This is a genomic window from Sorangium sp. So ce381, from assembly GCF_051473845.1.
In the GTDB taxonomy this organism is placed as follows: domain Bacteria; phylum Myxococcota_A; class Polyangia; order Polyangiales; family Polyangiaceae; genus Sorangium; species Sorangium atrum.
Genome location: NZ_CP150336.1, coordinates 5,911,575 through 5,928,646, shown reverse-complemented (window position 1 = coordinate 5,928,646; position 17,072 = coordinate 5,911,575). Strand labels below are relative to the sequence as shown.

Genomic DNA, 17,072 nt, shown 5'->3' with positions numbered 1-17,072 from the left:
AGATTGTGCCGTGCACCGCCCAGAGCCCCGCGGCGGAGATGCGCCCGTAAGGCAGGAGACGCCCCGATGAGCGAGGTCATGTCGAGGCGCGACGCGCCGCCCGTGTGGACGTACTGGGAGGGTCCCTGTCCGCCCTACGTGGAGCTCTGCCTCGACAGCCTCCGCCGCCACGCGGGCGCGCGGGTGCTCGATCGCGCCTCGTTCGACAGGCTCTGGACGAGCGATCGCGATCTGCCCATCGACGCGCTGTATGTCGCGCACCGCGCCGATTACATCCGCGCGTATCTCCTCCGCCACTACGGCGGCTTCTGGATCGACGCCGACTGCGTGCTCCTGCGGCCCGTCACGCCGCTCGCCGCGCTGCTCGACCAGCATGATCTCGTGACGTACCGCGAGCCGGCCGGGACCATCGCCAACAACTTCCTGCTGGCGCGGCCTGGCGCGCCCGTCGTCGCGGATTTCTACGCGCGCGTCGCCGCGCACCTGCGCGCGCGCCGGCCGATCGACTGGCTGGAGATCGGCAGCGTGCCGCTGATGGCGGCCATCGAGGCGCACCCGGGATCGACGCACATGCTGCCCACCGCGTGGATCATGCCGGTCTGCTGGAGCCAGGCCGCCCGCTTCCTCGACGAGGTGGCGCCGGAGCCCCGGGACGGCCTCGTCGACTTCCACGCGCGTTTCGAGCCGGACGCCTACTGCTACATGCTCTCGAACCACTCGATGCCTGCGTGGCTCAAGGGGAGCAGCCGGTCCGAGGTCCTGTGTTCACCCATGTTTCTTGGCCATCTGCTCCGCACCAGCCTTTCAGGGGACCCTGCCATGTCGAGCCATCCTCCCAATTACGCGTACTGGCATCAGAGCGGCGGCGAGTGGGCGTCGGAATACGACCGGCGCAAGACGAGGCACTCGTTCTATCACATCGCCGAGATGATGATCGCCGACCACGTCGCGCACCACGCGCCCTGTCGCGTGCTCGAGTTCGGTTGCGGGCCGGGGCGGCACCTGCTCAACCTGAGCCAGATCGAGGGGGTCGACGTGCACGGCTTCGATCAGAGCCCGACGATGGTGGAGGCCGGCTTCGGCTGGGCCTCACCCGAGTGGCGGGCCGCGCACGTCACGGTCGGATCGCCGACGGGGGCGCTGCCGTACCCGGATGGCCATTTCGATATCGTCTTCACCTCGGAGGCGCTGCTCCACACCCGCCCCGAGGACCTGAAAGGTCGCCTCGCCGAGCTGCTCCGCGTCTGCCGGGGGCACGTGCTGCACCTCGAGAACACGCCGTCCTGGACCGGGTACTCGGCGTGCCACAACGGCTGCTGGGGGCACGATTTCGTTACGGCGTATCAGGAGCTCGGGCACACGTGCGAGGTGCTGCCCTCGGGGTTCACGCGGCAGACGCCGTACCGGACGGCGGTGCGGCCCGAGTCGGTGAAGTGGACGTGGCGGCCGGCGATGCTGGCGCTCTACCGGCGCATGGAGGAGCAGCTCGAGGAAGGGTTCCAGCGTGCCGGGGCGGCGGGGTACGCGTGAGCGAGGCGGACGTGAGACCACGCAGGAGCGCGCGGCTGGGCGCGGCCTCCTGGCGGGCCAAGGAGTATCCGAGCTGAGGGCTTCGGCGCGCCGCCGCGCTCACCACATCCCGGTCCGCGACGTACCGATCCAGCCAGTCGCCGCGGGCGTGCCCGCGGAGGCGCTCCGCGGCAGCAAGACCGGCGTCTACATGGGCGCGATGTGGAGCGATTACGCCCGGTGCGCCGCCGGGAGGGCCTCGCACATCACGCAGCACACGGCGACCGGGCAGGACATCAGCATCATCTCCGCACGGGTCTCCTACGGGCTCGGCCTGGAGGGCCCGAGGCTCACGGTGAACACCGCCTGCTCGTCGTCGCTCGTCGCGATCCACCTCGCTTGTCAGAGCCTTCGGGCGGGCGAGTCGACGATGGCGCTCGTGGGCGGCGTCAACCTCCTCATTCCCGAGAGCACCGTGGCGATGACCAAGTTCGGCGCCATGGCGCCCGACGGGCGCTCGAAGGCGTTCGACGCGCGCGCGAACGGCTACGTCCGGGGGGCCGGGGCGACGCGGAGCCGGGGGCGGCACCGGATGGCCGTCACGGCCAGCTCGCGCGCAGAGGCGGCGGCGGCGCTCGATAACTACCTCGCCGCGGTCCCGCAGAAGGGGCTCTCGGCCGGCGACGCGGCGGCGCACCACGGGCGGGTGGTGTTCGTCTTCGCCGGCAGCGGCTCGCAATGGCCGGGCATGGGGCGCACACTGCTGCTGCAGGAGCCGGTCTTCCGCGCGGTGATCGAGCGCTGCGATCGGGCGCTGCGCCGGCTCGCCGGCTTCTCGCTCCTCGACGAGCTCCTCGCCGAGGCGTCGCGCACGCGGCTGCGCGACGTGAACGTGCAGCAGCTCTCGCTCTTCGCCGTCCAGGCGGCGCTCGGCGCGCTGTGGCGGTCATGGGGCGTCGAGCCCGCGGCGGTGATCGGCCACAGCGGCGGGGAGATCGCCGCGGCGCACGTGGCAGGCGCGCTCGATCTCGAGGACGCGCTGCGCATCGCCCACCACAGGAGCAGGCTCCAGCAGCGACTGAACGGCAGCGGCGCGATGGCCCTCGTGGAGCTGCACGCCGAGGAGGCCGAGCGCCTCTGCGCCGCGCGCCCGGGGCGCCTCTGTGTCGCCGGCTACAACAGCCCGATCTCGACCGTGATCTCCGGCGAGGAGGCCGCGGTCGTCGACGCGCTCGCCGCGCTCCAGCGCGAGGGTCGCACGGGCCACCGGATCAAGGTCGACTTCGCGGCCCACAGTCCGGCGATGGATCCGCTCGTCCCCGAGCTGCTCGCCGCGCTGGGCCCCGCCTGTTCCCGGCCGACGCCCGCCCCGTCGCGCTCGAGGACCCCGCGCCCGCCGCGGTTGCCCGGGCGGAGGTGTCGCTCCTGCCGCTCTCGGCGCACACGCCGGAGGCGCTGCGGGCCCTCGCTCGAGCGGTGTCGTCCCAGCTCCGGGGCCGCCCTCCGCTCGCGCTCCACGATCTCTGCTACACGGCCGCGGCGCGGAGGGGGCACCAGGACCACCGGCTCTCGGTGCTCGCCGATTCCGTCTCGGGGCTCGCCGAGGAGCTCGACGCCTTCGTCACGGGCGAGGTGCGCCCCGGGCTCACCGTCGGGCGATGCCCTCCGGGGTCACGTCGCAAGATCGTGTTCGTTTTCGCAGGGCAGGGGGCGTCGTGGGCCGGGATGGGGCGCGAGCTCCTCGCGAGCGAGCCGGTGTTCCGCGAGGCGATCGAGCGCTGCGACGCCGCCCTCCGCCCGCCCCTCGGCTGGTCGGTGCGGGACGAGCTGCAGGCGGACGCCTCGCGCTCGCGCCTGTCGCGGTCGGACGTGGCGCAGCCCATGTTCTTTGCCCTCCAGGTCGCGCTCGCGGCCCAGTGGCGCGCGTGGAGGGTCGTGCCCGATGCGGTCATCGGCCACAGCGTCGGAGAAGTGTACGCCGCGAACTTGGAGGACAACCTTCAGTCGCTGCTGAACCGAGCCAAGTCCGGCACATACCGGGCGCCGCCTGTGCGGCGGGTCCACATCCCGAAGGGGATCGGCACGGAAACGCGCCCGATCGGCATTCCAACCTTCGAGGACAAGGTGCTACAACGCGCGGTAGCCATGGTGCTGGAAGCGGTCTACGAGCAAGACTTCCTGGATTGCTCCTTCGGCTTCCGGCCGCGACGCTCGGCGCATCTCGCCGCTCGCAGCGTGCGCGCATGTCCTGGGAACGGATGAGGAAGCTGCTGGAGCGCTTCCCGCTCCCACCGCCCCGCATCACACACCCACTCCTCCCGCGAGCAGCGAACCCGTGAACCGAAGAGCCGGATGCGGTAATCCCGCACGTCCGGATCTGTGGGGGGCCGGGGACTGGAACCTCCCCGGCCTAGGGTCTCCGAGCGCTCCTTCTCCGGATTCTGGGCCGAGCAGCTCCACCTCGCTCCAGAGCGGGTCGAGATCGAGCGAGAGTCCCTCCAGGCCAGGAATACTGCCGACGATCGCGTCGGCCGCCGAGCGCGCGTGTACGGTGACGGAGGCGCCCGACGCCTTCACCGCTTGCAACCGGACCGCGCTGCCCCGGTCAACCGTGTGGGCGACGGGCGCCGAGCGGAAACGCGGTGTGCTTCCGAACCAAAGGGCATGAGGAGGTCAGGAAGAATTCGTGGACTTCTCTTCCTGCCTTCCCGCCTTCCTGTTGATTCTCTCTGGCTCTCAACCTGATTTCAACGCGCCGCGACGATCTCGTACCTGAGTGGAATCTTCTACTCCGCGAGTTCGGCGTCGGCGGTCCGTTCCATCTCCGCAGGGCTGGTGGGCCCCGCAGCTTTCACGCGCTTGAAGGGCCGGATCCCGCCCGACGAGACGAGGCTGTACTCGGCGCCCCTCGCTGTCCCGGCTCTCGCCACGCGGCCGCGAGCCACGAGCGCGCGAAGCGCGACGTACACGCTCCCGTTCGGTAGCCCGCTGCGCGTGGCGATCTCCGTCGCCGTCCCTCGCACGAGGGAGCGAACGGTTTCGAGCACCACAGCCTCCCGATCGCTCGTCGAGGCTCCCGTCGCGGTCATCGTGCCAGCCGTGGCTCGGTCCGCGCCGGATGCCGGTGCCGAGGTCCTCGCGGACGGTGCCGAGGTCCTCGCGGACGGTGCCGAGGTCCTCGCGGACGGTGCCGAGGTCCTCGCGGACGGTGCCGAGGTCCTCCTCGCGGACGGTGCCGTCGTCGAGGAGCTCGACGCTCTCGAGAGCGCGCCTTGCTTCCCGCTCCTCGTAGGCCTCGCCACGCTCCTTTTGGCCTGCGCGGGCACCTTCCGGGGCTTCGGACGGCGCTCCGAGGAGGCGTTCGTCGCTGGCCGTCCCAGATCGGCCAGCATCGCCGTCACAGTCCGGTGCGCTGCGACGCGGTGCTCTTCCTGAACTCGTTCGACCAAGCTCAGGATGTCCTTTACAAAGCGGTCCACCCGCTCCTTGATCGCGTCCGAGGCGTTCATCGGGGGCGCCGTAGTAGCACGAACGCTCCGACAGTCGAGAGCTTGCAAGCAGGCTGGGCCGGTCTGGGCAACCGGTGGCGTCGACCATGTGAGCGAGGACCCGGATCCCGAAGGCCATCCGCGCGCGCCGCGCCTGCACGTCTTCGGCAACGTCGAGCGCGCTCTCGGGTCAGCCCCGCCGAGCGGACTCGCCAGGCGTGCGGGAACAAGCGTCCGGTCGAATGCCGCCGCCGCGCTCCTCCCGGCACCCCGCTCACGCCATGGGGGCGAAGGGAGCGGGGAGGGCCTTCCGGGCATCCCGAAGATCACGAGCCCAGGGCCCGCGCAGCGCGTGTCCGGCAATGCGGTGTTGAACGTAGAGGTGCTTGCCCCCGGATCTCTCGCCGGCGACGTTCACCCGGGGCTGGCTCGCTGGCGCCGATCGCGGGCCGCCTGGGCAATGGCAGCGCCCTGAGCCTTGCCGTGGGAGTTCGCGGATCGACACCGGCGTCGGGCCCGGTCGCCCCGCAGGACGCCGCAGGCGATCGGCCTCTGCCGTTGACACCGCATGGGCGGTGCGGGAGGATGAGCTGACGCAGCGACCGTGAAGGCATCACACAAGCCCAGTCGCTGCCTCGTCGTCTCGCCCTGTTCAATCGTTGAGGGCGGATAAATCGGACGAAGACAGACGTGGTGCCGTGAGGGGCGCGCGACACGATGGGGGGTGGGGGGAGGACCACCAAGGGACAGCGGACAGATGACGCCCATGGGCGAGCATGGCATTCGGCTCTTCCCTTCACAGCGGTCGTAACTCTCGCTCCTGTGCGAGCGTTGGAGTCACCATTGCATGCAAAATACATCTCGATCGCAGGTGGATAGCGGCGCTTCGCAGCCGCTCACCGGCCGTACCCGGCGGAAGATCGTGCGGGCGCTCGTCCGCGCCGAGTCCCGGTCCAACGGGGCGGGGCCGCCGCGGCTGGGGGCGATCGTGCCGGGCATCGGCACGGCGATCGCGCTGCTGGCCGACCCGACCGAGCTCCAGCGCGCAGGCCACGAGGCGCTTGGCGATGTATTCACCCTATCGCTGTTCGGGCTGCCGCTCACGTTCGTCGGTGGCAAGGACGCCGCAGAGCGCTTCATCGACGCGGGTGAAGAGCTGAACCTCGTGGACGCGTACCGGCGGCTCGCCGGCAGGATCCTCGGCGAAGACCTCTTCGTCGAGGTCCAGCCCCACGTGCTCCGGGCGCTCTCCGGCGCGTCCGTGCGTCGCCAGAGCGGCCCTCTCGCGGATTTCACGGCGCGGTTCCTGCGCGCGCGGCTCGCCGGCGGCGGCGAGATCGACGCGCTCGCGCTCGCCAACGATCTCGTGCTGCACATGGCTTGCCGGTTCGTGTGCGGCGACACGATCTCCGAGGCGCTGTGCGACGAGCTCGCGCGCCAGTTCCACATCCTCGAGAGCGAGCTGAACCTCACGGGCTTCTTTCTGCCCATCGAGACGCCCTCGGCGAAGCGCCGCAAGCAGGCGCGGGAGCGCATCCTCTCGATCTTCATGAGCGAGGTGCGGCGCGTGGCGGCCGAGGGCAGCGCCGACCCGGAAGGTTACCTCCACGCGGTCATCAAGAGCTCCCTCGGGGACGAGCCCACGGCCGCGACGCCCGAGCAGCTCCGCGATGCCGCGCTCGCCGTGATGGGCGCGGTGCTCGGCGCGCACACGAACACGGCCATGAGCCTCGCCGCGAGCCTGTCGGAGCTGCTGGAGCACCCGCGGGCGCTCGCGGCGGTGCTCGAGGAGCAATCTCGCGTCCTCCAGGATGGGCAAGCCCTCGATCTCGGCGCGCTCTGCCGTATGCCGGTGTTGCTCCGCTCGATCAACGAGTCGCTGCGCCTCCATGGCAACGGCGGCCTCTGGCGGCTCTCGCGGAGGCCGGTGGAGCTGGGCGGCCACGTGATCCCGGCCGGCAGCCTCATCGGGATGTCGATGGGGCTCGTCAACGGCGACTCGTCCTTCTACCACGATCCGGCTCGCTACGAGCCCGAGCGGTATGGCGACATGAAGACGGACGCCTTCCAGAGCCCGGCGGTCAAGGATCGGCGGTTTGGCGCGTTCGGGCTCGGCCATCACCTCTGCCCTGGCCGGACGCTCGCCTATACGATGCTGGGGATCGCGCTCACCGTGCTCCTGCGCGACTTCCGGATCGAGGTGCTTCGCCGGCCGCGCGCATGGCTCGACCTCATGATGGGCGGCATGGCACGCCCGGTCGGTCAGCTCCGTATCCGTCTGACGCCTGCGCGCCGCGCGCCCGCAGGCGTGATCCAGCGCTCGAGCTCGGTGAACGGTGAGGTCGGTTTACCATGACCCGTCACGTAGGCGACTCCCTGGACGTTGGCTTCATGCAGCTCGCCGTGGACGCCGCGAGCGACACCCTGCGCGCCGGCAACATGCCGTTCGGCGCGGTGCTCGTGCAAGGCGGTCGGGTGCTCCAGGTGAGCAGCAACCAGCGGCGCACGGCCAACGCAGGGCAGGGAGACTGCACCGCACACGCCGAGGTGGTGTTGATCCGCGAAGCGACGGGGGCGCACGGCCCGGAAGCGCTCGAGGGCGGCACCGTGTACGCGAGCGGGGAACCTTGCGCCATGTGCTCGGGGGCGTTGTTCTGGGCGGGGGTGAGCCGCATCGTCTACGCAGCCAGCACGCAGGACATCATCGCGGCGCTCGGCGGGCGGGCGCTGCCGGTGCGCTGCCACGAGGTGCTGGCGAACGCGTCGCCCGCCGTGCGCGTGGACGGGCCGGTCCTGCGAGAGGCCGCCGTGGCGCTCCTGCGAAGCGCCGTGGAGCGGTCGTAGCCCGCTCCGCGCCCCGACGGGCCATCACCCTGCCCGCGCGGCGCCCTTGCCGATCTCCACGATCCGCGCCGCCAGCCGTTCGGCCGCCGGAGGCAGCTCGGCGCCGCGGCGGGTGACGAGCCGGTAACACACGGTGCCCAGCTCGGGCACGGGCCGCAGGATCACCCCGCGCGGCGGCGCGCAGATGCCGTTCACGACGGCGACGCCGAGGCCGAGCGCCGCGAACTGGAGCATGAGCGGCCAGCCGTCGGCCTCGATGGGCGGATCGACCTCGTGGCCGAGGCGCGCGATGGCGCGGCCGATCAAATCGCGGTGCGATCGGCCCGCGGGGGGCAGCACGAGGCGCTCGCCCGCGAGGTCCATGAGGCGCAGCGAGCGGCGGCGCGCGAGGCGGTGGCGGCGCGGCATGGCCACGCAGAGCGGCGTGCGCAGCACGTCGCGCGCAACGAGCTCGGGCGGCACGAGATCGAGCACGCCGACCGCGAGGTGCGCGTCGCCCGCGCGCACCGCCGCGCAGGCCGAGGGCGCGCCAAGCGTGAGCAGGCGGAGGCTCGCCCCCTCGGCGGCGAAGCGCGCCAGGGCCGGGCCGAGCAGGTAGAGGAAGGCGCCCTCGCCGGCGGCGAGCGTGACCGACTCGCGCTGCGGCTCGCCGCGCAGATCGCGCGCGAACGCCTCGGCCCGCGCGACCGCGTCGCGGGCGTGCGCGGCCACGCGCAGGCCGCGATCGGTGAGGCGGAGCTGCTTGCCGGTGCGCTCGTAGAGCGGCGCCCCGAGCTCGTCGCCGAGCCGGCGCACCCGCTCGAAGAGCGCCGGCTGCGAGAGCCCCACGCGCCGCGCGGCGTGCGTGAAATTGAGGGTGTCGGCGAAGGCCACGAAGGCGCGGAGGAGGTCGCCGTCGAGTATCGGTCCAGCCGATGGCATATCCGATCATTCTAGTCGACGCCGATGGTCCGGTCCCCCAGATCGAGCGTCGAAGGAGGCCGCCATGAAGGCTTCGAATCCCGTCGTTCTCCGAGACAGCCACGCCTGGTGGGAGGCCGTGAAGAAGGATCCGGAGGCGCTCGTCGCCTGGCTGCTGGATCAATACCGCGGCGAGGCCACCGCGGCCGGCCGCATCGAGATGCTGCGCGACGCGTTCGCCGAGCCCGGAACGCGCGCGCACCGGATCCTCGGCGTCATCGCCGGGCAGGAGCGCCGCCACGCCGTCTGGGTGGGCGACCTGCTCACCGCCCGCGGGATCGAGCCGAAGATCGGCGCGAAGCGCGAGCGTTACTGGAAGGAGACCCTCGACATCGTCCGCGATCTCGAGACCGGGTGCGCGGTGGGCGCGCACTCCGAGCGCATGCGCCTCGAGCGCATCGAGGTCATCGCGGCCGACCCGGAGGCGCCCCCCGACGTGCGCGCGGTGTTCGAGCGCATCCTGCCCGAGGAGCGCTTCCACGCGCGCGCCTTCGCGGAGCTCGCGGGCGCGGAGGCGCTGGCGGCGACGCAGGGCGCGCACGATCTCGGTCGCCGCGCGCTCGGCCTCGCGCCGTGATCTGCGCCGCGGCTCGTTCACGGCGGCTCCCACCAGCCCGGTCGCCGCGCCGCGCACACGGGTCCTCGTGCAGCCGTCGAGGGAGGGGAAGCTGTCGCCCGGCATGTACTCCACGCCTCCCTACGTGCAGCCCTCCGGGCAAGCCACGTCGAGGGCCATGCGTTCTGACGCACGCGCGAGTCCGCCGGCAAGAGGAGGGCTTGTACTATAACGGATGTTAATCTAATATAACGGATATGGCTCCTCTGCGCCCCATCCCTGCCGGCCTGCTCCGCGCCGCGTTGCGTGCGGTCCTCCTCTTCGCCCTGCTGGTGTCGTGCGGCGCGGCGGGCTGCTCGCGCGACGACGCTTCGCGCGCCTCCGCCGCCGGATCGGAGAGCGAGTTCGAGACGCTCGAGCTCCGCTATCAGGGCAACAACGGCACGGTGTCGCCGATCGAGCTCGCGGAAGATCTCGGTTACCTCGCGCCGATCCGCCTGCAGTTCGTCGGCAGCACGGTGAGCGGCCCCCAGAGCGTGCAGGCCGTGGTCACCGGCGACACCGACTTCGGCGGCGCCTTCAACGGCGCCATCATCAAGCTGATCGCGGCCAAGGCGCCCATCATCGCCGTCGCGGGCTACTACGGTGTCGACGAGCAACGCCAGAGCGGCTTCTACGTGCTGAACGACAGCCCGCTGCGCACCGCGCGCGATCTGCTGGACAAGACGATCTCGATGAACACGCTCGGCGCCCACAGCGAGTTCATGGTCAAGGAGTTTCTGTCGCGAGGCCAGCTCACGCCGGAGGAATCCCGGCGCGTCACGCTGCTCGTCATTCCCCCGGTGAACGGCGAGCAGCTGCTCCGCGAGAAGCAGGTCGACGTGGCGACGCTCGGCGACATCTACCGCGATCGCGCGCTCGAGCGCGGCGGCATCCGTTCGCTGTTCTCGGACTATGAGCTCTACGGCAAGTTCACCGCGGGCAGCTACGTGATGAAGACGAGCTTCATCAAGGAAAACCCCAAGACCGCGCGGCGCTTCGTCGAGGCGACGGCCAAGGCCATCGAGTGGGCCCGGGACACCCCGCGCGAGACGGTGGTGGCGCGCTGCATCGCGCTGATGAAAAAGCGCGGCCGGAACGAGGAGGACTCGGCCATCAAGTTCTGGCGCAGCTACGGCGTCGCCGGCAAGGGCGGCTTGATCGCGGAGCGCGATTTTCAAGTATGGATCGACTGGATGGTCAAGAGCGGCGAGCTCAAGCCGGGGGAGATCGCCCTGAGCCGCGTCTACACGAACGAGCTCAACCCCTACGCGAACGACCAGGCCGCGAAATAGGCGACGTCGGTCGCCGAGGGGATGGCCTCGCGTGCGCCGTTGCTCAAGACAGCGGCGCGGAGCGCTGGACGAAGGCGTCGATCAACCGGCGCGCGATGCTGACCTTGGGCGGGAGATCGGGCAGCTGCTCGCGCGAGAACCAGTCGGCTTCGACGATCTCGTGGCCATCCGGCGTGAGCGCGCCGCCGGCATACGTGGCCGAGAAGCCGATCATCAGCGAGCGGCCGAACGGCCACGGCTGGCTGTCGAAGTACTTCAGATCTCGGATCTGAACGCCGACCTCCTCGCCGACTTCGCGCGCGGCCGCTTGCTCGAGCGACTCGCCGATCTCCACGAAGCCCGCCACCGCGCTGAAGCGCCCGGGCGGAAAGCGCGCGCTGCGCGCCAGGAGCACGCGATCGTCGCGCTCCACCAGCACGATCACGGCGGGCGCGATCCGCGGGTGCACGCTCAACCCACAGCTCGGGCAGCGCCGCGTCTGCTCACCGACGCCGAGTTCGCGCCCGTCCGAAGCCGCGGCGTCCTGTCGGGTGGCCGTTCCGCAGCGCCCGCAGTAGCGGTGCGTCTCGTCGAACTCGACCCCAGCGAGCGCGCGCCCCAGGATGTGCAACGTGGGCTCGGGCAGCTCGGAGAAGAGGGAGCGGGCCGAGGCGAACGCGAGCTCGGCCGGAAGCTCGACGCTGGGCCGGGCTAGCGCCGCGTACCAGCCGCGACCCTCGAATCTGCCGAGGAACACGGGTGGATCGGCGAACGCCTCGATGGTGTCGCGCCGGCCGAGGAACAGCCCGCCGGCGCGCTCCACGACCACCTCCAGCCCGCGCACGATCACCACGACATCTTCGTCGACCCTCATCGCGGGGCCAGGGTACCAGGCTCGCCGAGCGCTGCCAGCGCCGCGCGGTGTAGCGGCCCCAGGACCACCCTCCACGGCGGGAGACAGGCGCTCCGCGTCGCGGCACCTGGATTGCTCTCACTGCCATGCCCGGACAACCCGCCTCCCGTCCTGTCGATCCAGGAGTTCCCGTCACAACCTCCCTATTGGCCCCGCGAGCACGTCAGGTACGCCGCTCCAGGTCGAGCCCGACACGCGGCTGTCCGCGTCATGGCGCCCTTCCTTCTTCACCGCGCGCGACAGCGGCGACCGGCCTGCCTCGCGGCGGCGCGCGGGCGGGATGGCGGAACGCGCTGCCCCAGGGGAACCTCGGTGCTCACGCCGGCGCGCGCAGGAGACGCACACCGCCCGCGCTAGGCCGATGACCCCAGCGGAGGAGCGTCGGCCATGCGTTGAGGGCGGTGGGCTGGGCGTCAATGGACCGGGCGTTGCACGCTTCGAGACCGACGCGCTGCGCGTTCATCGCAGGTCGGAGCCGGTCCATGCGAATTCTCGGGAGAACGTTGCTGTTCGCAGCCCTTGGCGCCTCGCTCCCGCTCGCTGGCGTGGCGCGCGCCGCAACGCCCTCGGGCGCGGCGCCCGGGTCCTCGTCCGCGGGAAGCTGGTCTCACGGCTCCAAGGATCTCTTCGGCGCCGCGTACGAGAGCTACGACGAGGACCTGAAGTACTCGGCGCGCTCCGACACGGCCCCGATCAGCAATGTATGGTTCACCGGAGCGAGCGGCATCCTGACCGAGGTGTTCTGGCCGACGAACGATACCCCGCAGACGCGGGACAGCCAGCTGCTCGTCACGGCGGCCGACAGAGGCCTCTTCGAGGAGCGGCGAGACGCGCGGCGGAGCGTCCGCTGGATCGAGCGCGGCGTGCCGGCTTTCCGGGTGATCACGGAAGATCCGGGCGGCAGGTTCAGGATCGAGAAGATCATCTTCGCCGATCCCGACAGGGACGTGGTCCTGCAGCGCCTGAGGATCACCAGGAAAGTCCGAGGGCTCAGGTTCTTCGTCCTTCACAACCCCAGCGCGGGGAACACGCCGCTCGGTGACAGCGCGATGGCGAGCACCGGAGGCGCGCCGGGAGCGGGGCTGTTCGCCTGGCAAGGCCCCTTCGCCCAGGCCCTCGTGACCTCCATCCGCTGGCGCGACGCCACAGCCGGCTTCTCGGGGACCGAGAGCGACGGCTATCGGGACCTGCAGAACCACCGCACGTTGACCACGCACTACCGCGACGCGAGGGACGGGGACGTCGTGCTGACCGGGGAGCTGGATCTGCCGCTCTCGCCCGGGGTCTGCGAGCTCACGCTGGCGCTCGGCTTCGGACGCGACATCGACGAGGCCCACCGCGCCGCCCAGGCGTCGCTCGGCGAGGACCCCGACGCGCTCCTCGACAGGTACCGCGCCCAGTGGCGCGCCTATCAGGCGTCCCTCCGCCCGCTCGGGAGCGCTTCGCCCGACCTCGCGCGCCTCTACCGGAGCTCCGTGGCGGTGATGAAGTCCCTCGAGGACAGGGCGCACCCTGGGGCCTTCATCGCGTCGCCGTCCGTGCCCTGGGGCGACGTCAGGCTCGACCGGGCGAGCGCGATCTCGCCGAGGACCTCGAGCACGATCACGGGCGGTTACCACCTCGTGTGGCCGCGTGATCTCAGCCAGATCGCGCTCGCGCTGCTCGCCGCAGGCGACACGCGCTCGCCCGTGGCCGCGATGCGGTTCATGAAAGGTATCCAGCTCTCCGCGTCGGACGGCACCTGGGATTTCGGCTCTCTCCATGTCTCGAAGGAGGGTTCATTCTACCAGAACACCTGGTCCGACGGAGAGCCGTACTGGCGAGGCCTGGAGCTCGATCAGGTCGCGCAGCCGATCGACGTCTGTTATCACGTGGTCGAGGAGCGGCTCGTCGCGGCCGGTGCGTGCTGGGATCTCGCGCGCCGCGCCGCCGATTTCCTGGTCGCCTTCGGCCCCTGGACCCCGCTCGATCGATGGGAGGAGGTCTCGGGCGTCTCGCCGTCGACCCTGGCCTTCGTCTGCACAGCGCTCGTCCATGCCGCGGAGATCGCGGGCGCGATGGGTGACCCCGAGCGCGAGGCCCGGTACAGAGAGACGGCCGAGCGCTGGGCCCGGAAGATCGACGGCTGGACGTTCACCACCCAGGGGGGCACCGCGAACGGGCGGTATTTCGTGCGCGTCGACGGGACCGGCAGCCCGGACGCCCCGAGGGACCCGAACGACGAGCGACGCTACGTCTTGCGTGGGCGCTCCTGGCTGGAGCGCGACATCGTCGATTGCGGCTTCCTCAGGCTCGTCGTCCTCGGGGTGCGCCCGGCGCTCGCGGCGAACATCGCCGATTCGCTCACGGCCTGCGACGCCGCGCTGCGCGTCGAGGTCGCCGGGGTCGGCCCGGGATTCTATCGCTATGTCGGCGACGGGTATGGCTTCGACCCGCTCTCCGGCGAGCGGACAGGAGGCATGTTATGGCCGATTCTCTCGGGCGAGAGGGCCGAGTACGAGCTCGCGAAGGTGCTCGAGAAGCCCAGCTCGCCGGCGGCGGCGCGCAAGAGGATGCGCCCCTACCTCGACGCGATGGGGCGCTTCGCGACCTCGTCCCAGATGCTGCCGGAGCAGGTCTTCGATCGCGGGCCCCGCGCCGGCCAGCCGACCGGCTCTGCGGCGCCCCTCGGGTGGGCGCACGCCGAGCTCGTCCTGGCCCTGCGCGCGCACGACGACGCGGCGCTCTTCCGCCGGCCGATGAGCAGCGCCGGAGGCGCCGCCCGAGGGGACGCGACCCCTCGCGGGACGAGCGCGGCTCCTCCGCTCCGCGACTGATCCGCATCGGGGGCGCCTCGTCCACGCCACAGGCAGCCTAGCGAGGCACCTCGCCGTGGATCACCTGCCGCACCGTCAGGACGACGAGGCGGCCCGCGTCGCGCTCCTCCGCGAGCCAGTCCAGGAGTGTGGAGAAGTCCTGTCTGGAGATGCTGTACTTGCCGCAGGCGTCACAGACATGGTGGAAGATGAGCTGTATCCATCCGCCGTCCTGCTGCGCGCTGCGGATGATAGCCTGGATCGTGGGGACGCCCTGGCTGCGGCTGAGGGAGCCGGGCGCGCGGGTGGCGGTGGGGTCGCGCGGAGGGATGGACTCCGCCCGTGGACACACGATGCACGAGGGGAACGCGAGCCCGCCCGCGCGCCTTCCGCTGTCGTAACCGCAGGAGCGCACCAGCTCGACGCTGACGCTGTCGTGGGCGCCCCAGGGGTAGGCGAAGTCGCTCACGGCGAAGCCCAGCGCGAGGAGGGCGCGGCGATCATCGCAGATCTGCCGGCGCTGCTCGCTGACCTTGAGCCCGGGCAGCCGCACGTGATTGATGGTGTGGCCGCCGATCTCATGGCCGTCGGACGCGAGCGCGCGGAGCTGCGCGACGGTCAGGTAGCCGGGTCGATCGAGCGCGCCGCTGTTCACGAAGAACGTGGCATGCATCCTGTGCTCGGCGAGGATGGAGCGCGCTGAGAGCTGATCCGCCAGCGTGTCGTCGAACTCGATGGACACGACAAGGGCGCCCGGGTGACGCCGCGTCAGGTGGACCGGGGAGAGGAGCACGGCGGCGAGGCACGCCACGATGAACGCCAGCACCGCCTGCTGTCGGCGCGTCGCGGGGCGCCGCGCACAGCCCCTGTCCGTGGGCATGATCTCCACGGAACACGTCGACGTATCATCGACCGTGCCCGGGCCTCCGGCGCCCTTCCGGGAAGACCAGCGCGCTCTGCGCCTTCCAGGAACGCCTGGAGATGCTCCCGGGACGGCGAGCGGCTGCGACGGCGTCGAGGCATAGGCCGGTATGCCCATGCCGCAAGCCAACGGCCTCGGATATGACTGCCACGTGCATCGGGTCATGTGACGACGGACGGCGAGCCGGGACGACGAGGGCGGCGCTGTCCGGCGCTTCCGAGGACGTGACCCGAGCACCGGATGGCGGTCTTGAACCCACCGGACAGAGGTGCTGACCAATGACGTACGGACGAACGAGTTTACCGAAGCTGATTCTGGTACTGGGAGCGCTCGGCATCTCCCTCTGGGGCTGCGGTGGCGATAGCGACGGGACCACCAGCGCCGGCGGCGACGGCGGCGGCCCCACCGCGGGCGCCAGCACGAGCAGCACCTCGGGCAGCGGCAGCGGGAGCGTGTCGGGAAGCACGACGGGCTCGACCAGCGGCAGCAGCACCGGCAGCGACGGCGCCGGTGGGAGCGGCGCCGGCGGCGACGCCAGCACGAGCAGCGCAGGTGGGGGCGCCAGCACGAGCGGCGCAGGTGGGGGCGCCAGCACGAGCGGCGCGGGTGGCGGCGCCAGCACGAGCGGCGCGGGTGGCGGCGAGGCCATCACCTGCCCGTCGCCCGCGCTGAGGGCCGGCGACACGAACAAGACGATCACGATCGGCTCCTCGAACCGCAGCTATGTCCTGCATGTCCCTGCCGCGTACGACGGCAGCAAGCCGGTGCCTCTCGTGGTGGACCTCCACCCCCTCGGCGGCTCTGGCCCGTCGGAGCGCTCGGGCTCGCCGTATCCGGCGCAGACCGATCCAGAGGGGGTGATCATGGCCTTCCCGTCAGGGCTGTCCGGCCCGTCGGGCGGCGCCTGGAACGTGGGGCCCTGCTGCGTGAAGAACACCGACGACGTGGCCTTCGTCAAGGCGATGGTGGCCGAGATCCAGGAGACCGCCTGCATCGACCCCAAGCGCATCTATGCGGTCGGCTTCTCGATGGGAGGCGGGATGTCCCACTACCTCGCTTGCCACGCGGCCGACACGTTCGCCGCCGTGGCGCCCGCCGCCTTCGATCTCCTGCAGGAGAACATCGGCGACTGCAAGCCGTCGCGCCCCATCACCGTGATCTCGTTCCGCAGCACCGGGGATCCGATCGTGCCTTACGCCGGTGGATACTCCGCGGTGGTGAGCGGCATGCCCATCACGTTCCTCGGGGCGAAATCGACCCTCGAGAAGTGGGGCCAGATCAACAAGTGCACGGGCTCGCCATCGGCCGAAGACAGCAAGGGCTGCTCGACCTTCTCGAACTGCGAGGGCGGCGTCGAAGTGGCCCTCTGCACGAAGCAGGGAGGGGGTCACGACTACGGCAACGCCGCGGTCGGCTGGCCGGTCCTGAAGCGGCACACCCTGCCGTAACCGCTTTCTGACGCGCGCTCTGCGTGCTCGACGCGGCGCGTCCCCTCCACTCCGCTGCACGGCGTCCCCCGATCGTCGCCGTCCTGCTCACACCCGCCTCCACGTTCGAGCGACTCCGCTGACATCGAGATATGACCCACTGTGGGATGCCATGACGCTGCGCATCCACAGCGCGGTCTGTCGGCCTGCAGCGCCATCACAAGAATCTGCTGCTGGTGTGCGAATACCGCGTGATCGTAGCTGCGGCGTGACACGCGAACTCGCGCGTTGGCGGCCGACGCCTTGATCGTTCGACGTGACGAGTGATACTTTGGGAGCCTGCCT

At 71.0% G+C, this 17,072-nt stretch carries 13 protein-coding genes and 1 pseudogene; 10 read left to right on the top strand and 4 right to left on the bottom strand.

Translation table 11 applies throughout. From position 1 onward, the window contains the following. Positions 1 to 66: 66 nt before the first annotated feature. From WMF29_RS22285 to WMF29_RS22275, 3 genes and pseudogenes are all read left to right on the top strand, one after another. Complete coding sequence (locus WMF29_RS22285) at positions 67 to 1,530, top strand: methyltransferase domain-containing protein (RefSeq protein ID WP_437330761.1); 1,464 nt, start codon at positions 67 to 69, stop codon at positions 1,528 to 1,530. Beyond that, positions 1,505 to 2,800 (top strand): annotated as a pseudogene (locus WMF29_RS22280) (acyltransferase domain-containing protein); the annotation flags it as partial. The gene WMF29_RS22285 and the pseudogene WMF29_RS22280, both read left to right, overlap by 26 nt. 125 nt (positions 2,801 to 2,925) lie before the next feature. After that, the gene (locus tag WMF29_RS22275; RefSeq protein WP_437330760.1) at positions 2,926 to 3,771 is read left to right on the top strand and encodes an acyltransferase domain-containing protein; all 846 of its coding nucleotides are present in this window, start codon (positions 2,926 to 2,928) and stop codon (positions 3,769 to 3,771) included. A gap of 524 nt (positions 3,772 to 4,295) precedes the next feature. Here WMF29_RS22275 and WMF29_RS22270 read toward each other — a convergent pair. Further along, positions 4,296 to 4,598, bottom strand: a complete 303-nt coding sequence (locus tag WMF29_RS22270) for a helix-turn-helix domain-containing protein (RefSeq protein ID WP_437331153.1) — start codon at positions 4,596 to 4,598, stop codon at positions 4,296 to 4,298. Between WMF29_RS22270 and WMF29_RS22265 the strand changes: the two genes are divergently transcribed. The 3 genes from WMF29_RS22265 to WMF29_RS22255 all read left to right on the top strand — a co-directional run bounded on the left by WMF29_RS22265 (position 4,504) and on the right by WMF29_RS22255 (position 7,841). Continuing rightward, positions 4,504 to 4,944, top strand: coding sequence for a hypothetical protein (locus WMF29_RS22265; protein WP_437331273.1), 441 nt, complete (start codon positions 4,504 to 4,506; stop codon positions 4,942 to 4,944). The genes WMF29_RS22270 and WMF29_RS22265 overlap by 95 nt on opposite strands. 900 nt (positions 4,945 to 5,844) lie before the next feature. Next, the gene (locus WMF29_RS22260; RefSeq protein WP_437330759.1) at positions 5,845 to 7,353 is read left to right on the top strand and encodes a cytochrome P450; all 1,509 of its coding nucleotides are present in this window, start codon (positions 5,845 to 5,847) and stop codon (positions 7,351 to 7,353) included. Continuing rightward, positions 7,350 to 7,841 carry a nucleoside deaminase gene (locus tag WMF29_RS22255; protein ID WP_437330758.1) on the top strand — a complete coding sequence of 164 codons (492 nt, stop codon included), beginning with the start codon at positions 7,350 to 7,352 and terminating at the stop codon, positions 7,839 to 7,841. The genes WMF29_RS22260 and WMF29_RS22255 overlap by 4 nt, the downstream gene beginning before the upstream one ends. A 24-nt stretch (positions 7,842 to 7,865) precedes the next feature. Here WMF29_RS22255 and WMF29_RS22250 read toward each other — a convergent pair whose 3' ends face one another. After that, a complete protein-coding gene (locus WMF29_RS22250) occupies positions 7,866 to 8,762 on the bottom strand; it encodes a LysR family transcriptional regulator (RefSeq protein WP_437330757.1) in 897 nt (298 codons plus the stop codon). Between the two features lie 64 nt (positions 8,763 to 8,826). Between WMF29_RS22250 and WMF29_RS22245 the strand changes: the two genes are divergently transcribed. Both WMF29_RS22245 and WMF29_RS22240 read left to right on the top strand, forming a co-directional pair. Next, positions 8,827 to 9,378 carry a ferritin-like domain-containing protein gene (locus tag WMF29_RS22245; RefSeq protein WP_437330756.1) on the top strand — a complete coding sequence of 184 codons (552 nt, stop codon included), beginning with the start codon at positions 8,827 to 8,829 and terminating at the stop codon, positions 9,376 to 9,378. Positions 9,379 to 9,614: 236 nt separating this feature from the next. Then, entirely contained in the window at positions 9,615 to 10,691 is a 1,077-nt protein-coding gene (locus tag WMF29_RS22240) for an ABC transporter substrate-binding protein (RefSeq protein WP_437330755.1), read from the top strand. 43 nt (positions 10,692 to 10,734) lie between these two features. Here the strand turns inward: WMF29_RS22240 and nudC are convergent, their stop codons facing one another. Then, the gene (nudC, locus tag WMF29_RS22235) at positions 10,735 to 11,544 is read right to left on the bottom strand and encodes an NAD(+) diphosphatase (protein ID WP_437330754.1); all 810 of its coding nucleotides are present in this window, start codon (positions 11,542 to 11,544) and stop codon (positions 10,735 to 10,737) included. A gap of 542 nt (positions 11,545 to 12,086) precedes the next feature. Here nudC and WMF29_RS22230 point away from each other — a divergent pair. Continuing rightward, positions 12,087 to 14,399 (top strand): glycoside hydrolase family 15 protein, encoded by a 2,313-nt coding sequence (locus tag WMF29_RS22230; protein WP_437330753.1) that lies wholly within the window; start codon positions 12,087 to 12,089, stop codon positions 14,397 to 14,399. Between the two features lie 37 nt (positions 14,400 to 14,436). On the opposite strand, the gene WMF29_RS22225 is transcribed toward WMF29_RS22230, so the two are convergent. Continuing rightward, the gene (locus tag WMF29_RS22225; RefSeq protein ID WP_437330752.1) at positions 14,437 to 15,258 is read right to left on the bottom strand and encodes a polysaccharide deacetylase family protein; all 822 of its coding nucleotides are present in this window, start codon (positions 15,256 to 15,258) and stop codon (positions 14,437 to 14,439) included. A 320-nt stretch (positions 15,259 to 15,578) separates the two neighbouring features. Between WMF29_RS22225 and WMF29_RS22220 the strand changes: the two genes are divergently transcribed. After that, positions 15,579 to 16,748, top strand: a complete 1,170-nt coding sequence (locus WMF29_RS22220) for an alpha/beta hydrolase family esterase (RefSeq protein WP_437330751.1) — start codon at positions 15,579 to 15,581, stop codon at positions 16,746 to 16,748. Positions 16,749 to 17,072 lie beyond the last annotated feature (324 nt).

What these genes read in the sequence shown, in the direction of transcription:
- WMF29_RS22245 (WP_437330756.1), top strand. Translation starts at nt 8,827, where the DNA reads ATGAAGGCTTCGAATCCCGTCGTTCTCCGAGACAGCCACGCCTGGTGG.
- WMF29_RS22270 (WP_437331153.1), bottom strand. Translation starts at nt 4,598, where the DNA reads ATGACCGCGACGGGAGCCTCGACGAGCGATCGGGAGGCTGTGGTGCTC.
- WMF29_RS22225 (WP_437330752.1), bottom strand. Translation starts at nt 15,258, where the DNA reads ATGCCCACGGACAGGGGCTGTGCGCGGCGCCCCGCGACGCGCCGACAG.
- WMF29_RS22255 (WP_437330758.1), top strand. Translation starts at nt 7,350, where the DNA reads ATGACCCGTCACGTAGGCGACTCCCTGGACGTTGGCTTCATGCAGCTC.
- WMF29_RS22260 (WP_437330759.1), top strand. Translation starts at nt 5,845, where the DNA reads ATGCAAAATACATCTCGATCGCAGGTGGATAGCGGCGCTTCGCAGCCG.
- WMF29_RS22240 (WP_437330755.1), top strand. Translation starts at nt 9,615, where the DNA reads ATGGCTCCTCTGCGCCCCATCCCTGCCGGCCTGCTCCGCGCCGCGTTG.
- nudC (WP_437330754.1), bottom strand. Translation starts at nt 11,544, where the DNA reads ATGAGGGTCGACGAAGATGTCGTGGTGATCGTGCGCGGGCTGGAGGTG.
- WMF29_RS22250 (WP_437330757.1), bottom strand. Translation starts at nt 8,762, where the DNA reads ATGCCATCGGCTGGACCGATACTCGACGGCGACCTCCTCCGCGCCTTC.
- WMF29_RS22220 (WP_437330751.1), top strand. Translation starts at nt 15,579, where the DNA reads ATGACGTACGGACGAACGAGTTTACCGAAGCTGATTCTGGTACTGGGA.
- WMF29_RS22285 (WP_437330761.1), top strand. Translation starts at nt 67, where the DNA reads ATGAGCGAGGTCATGTCGAGGCGCGACGCGCCGCCCGTGTGGACGTAC.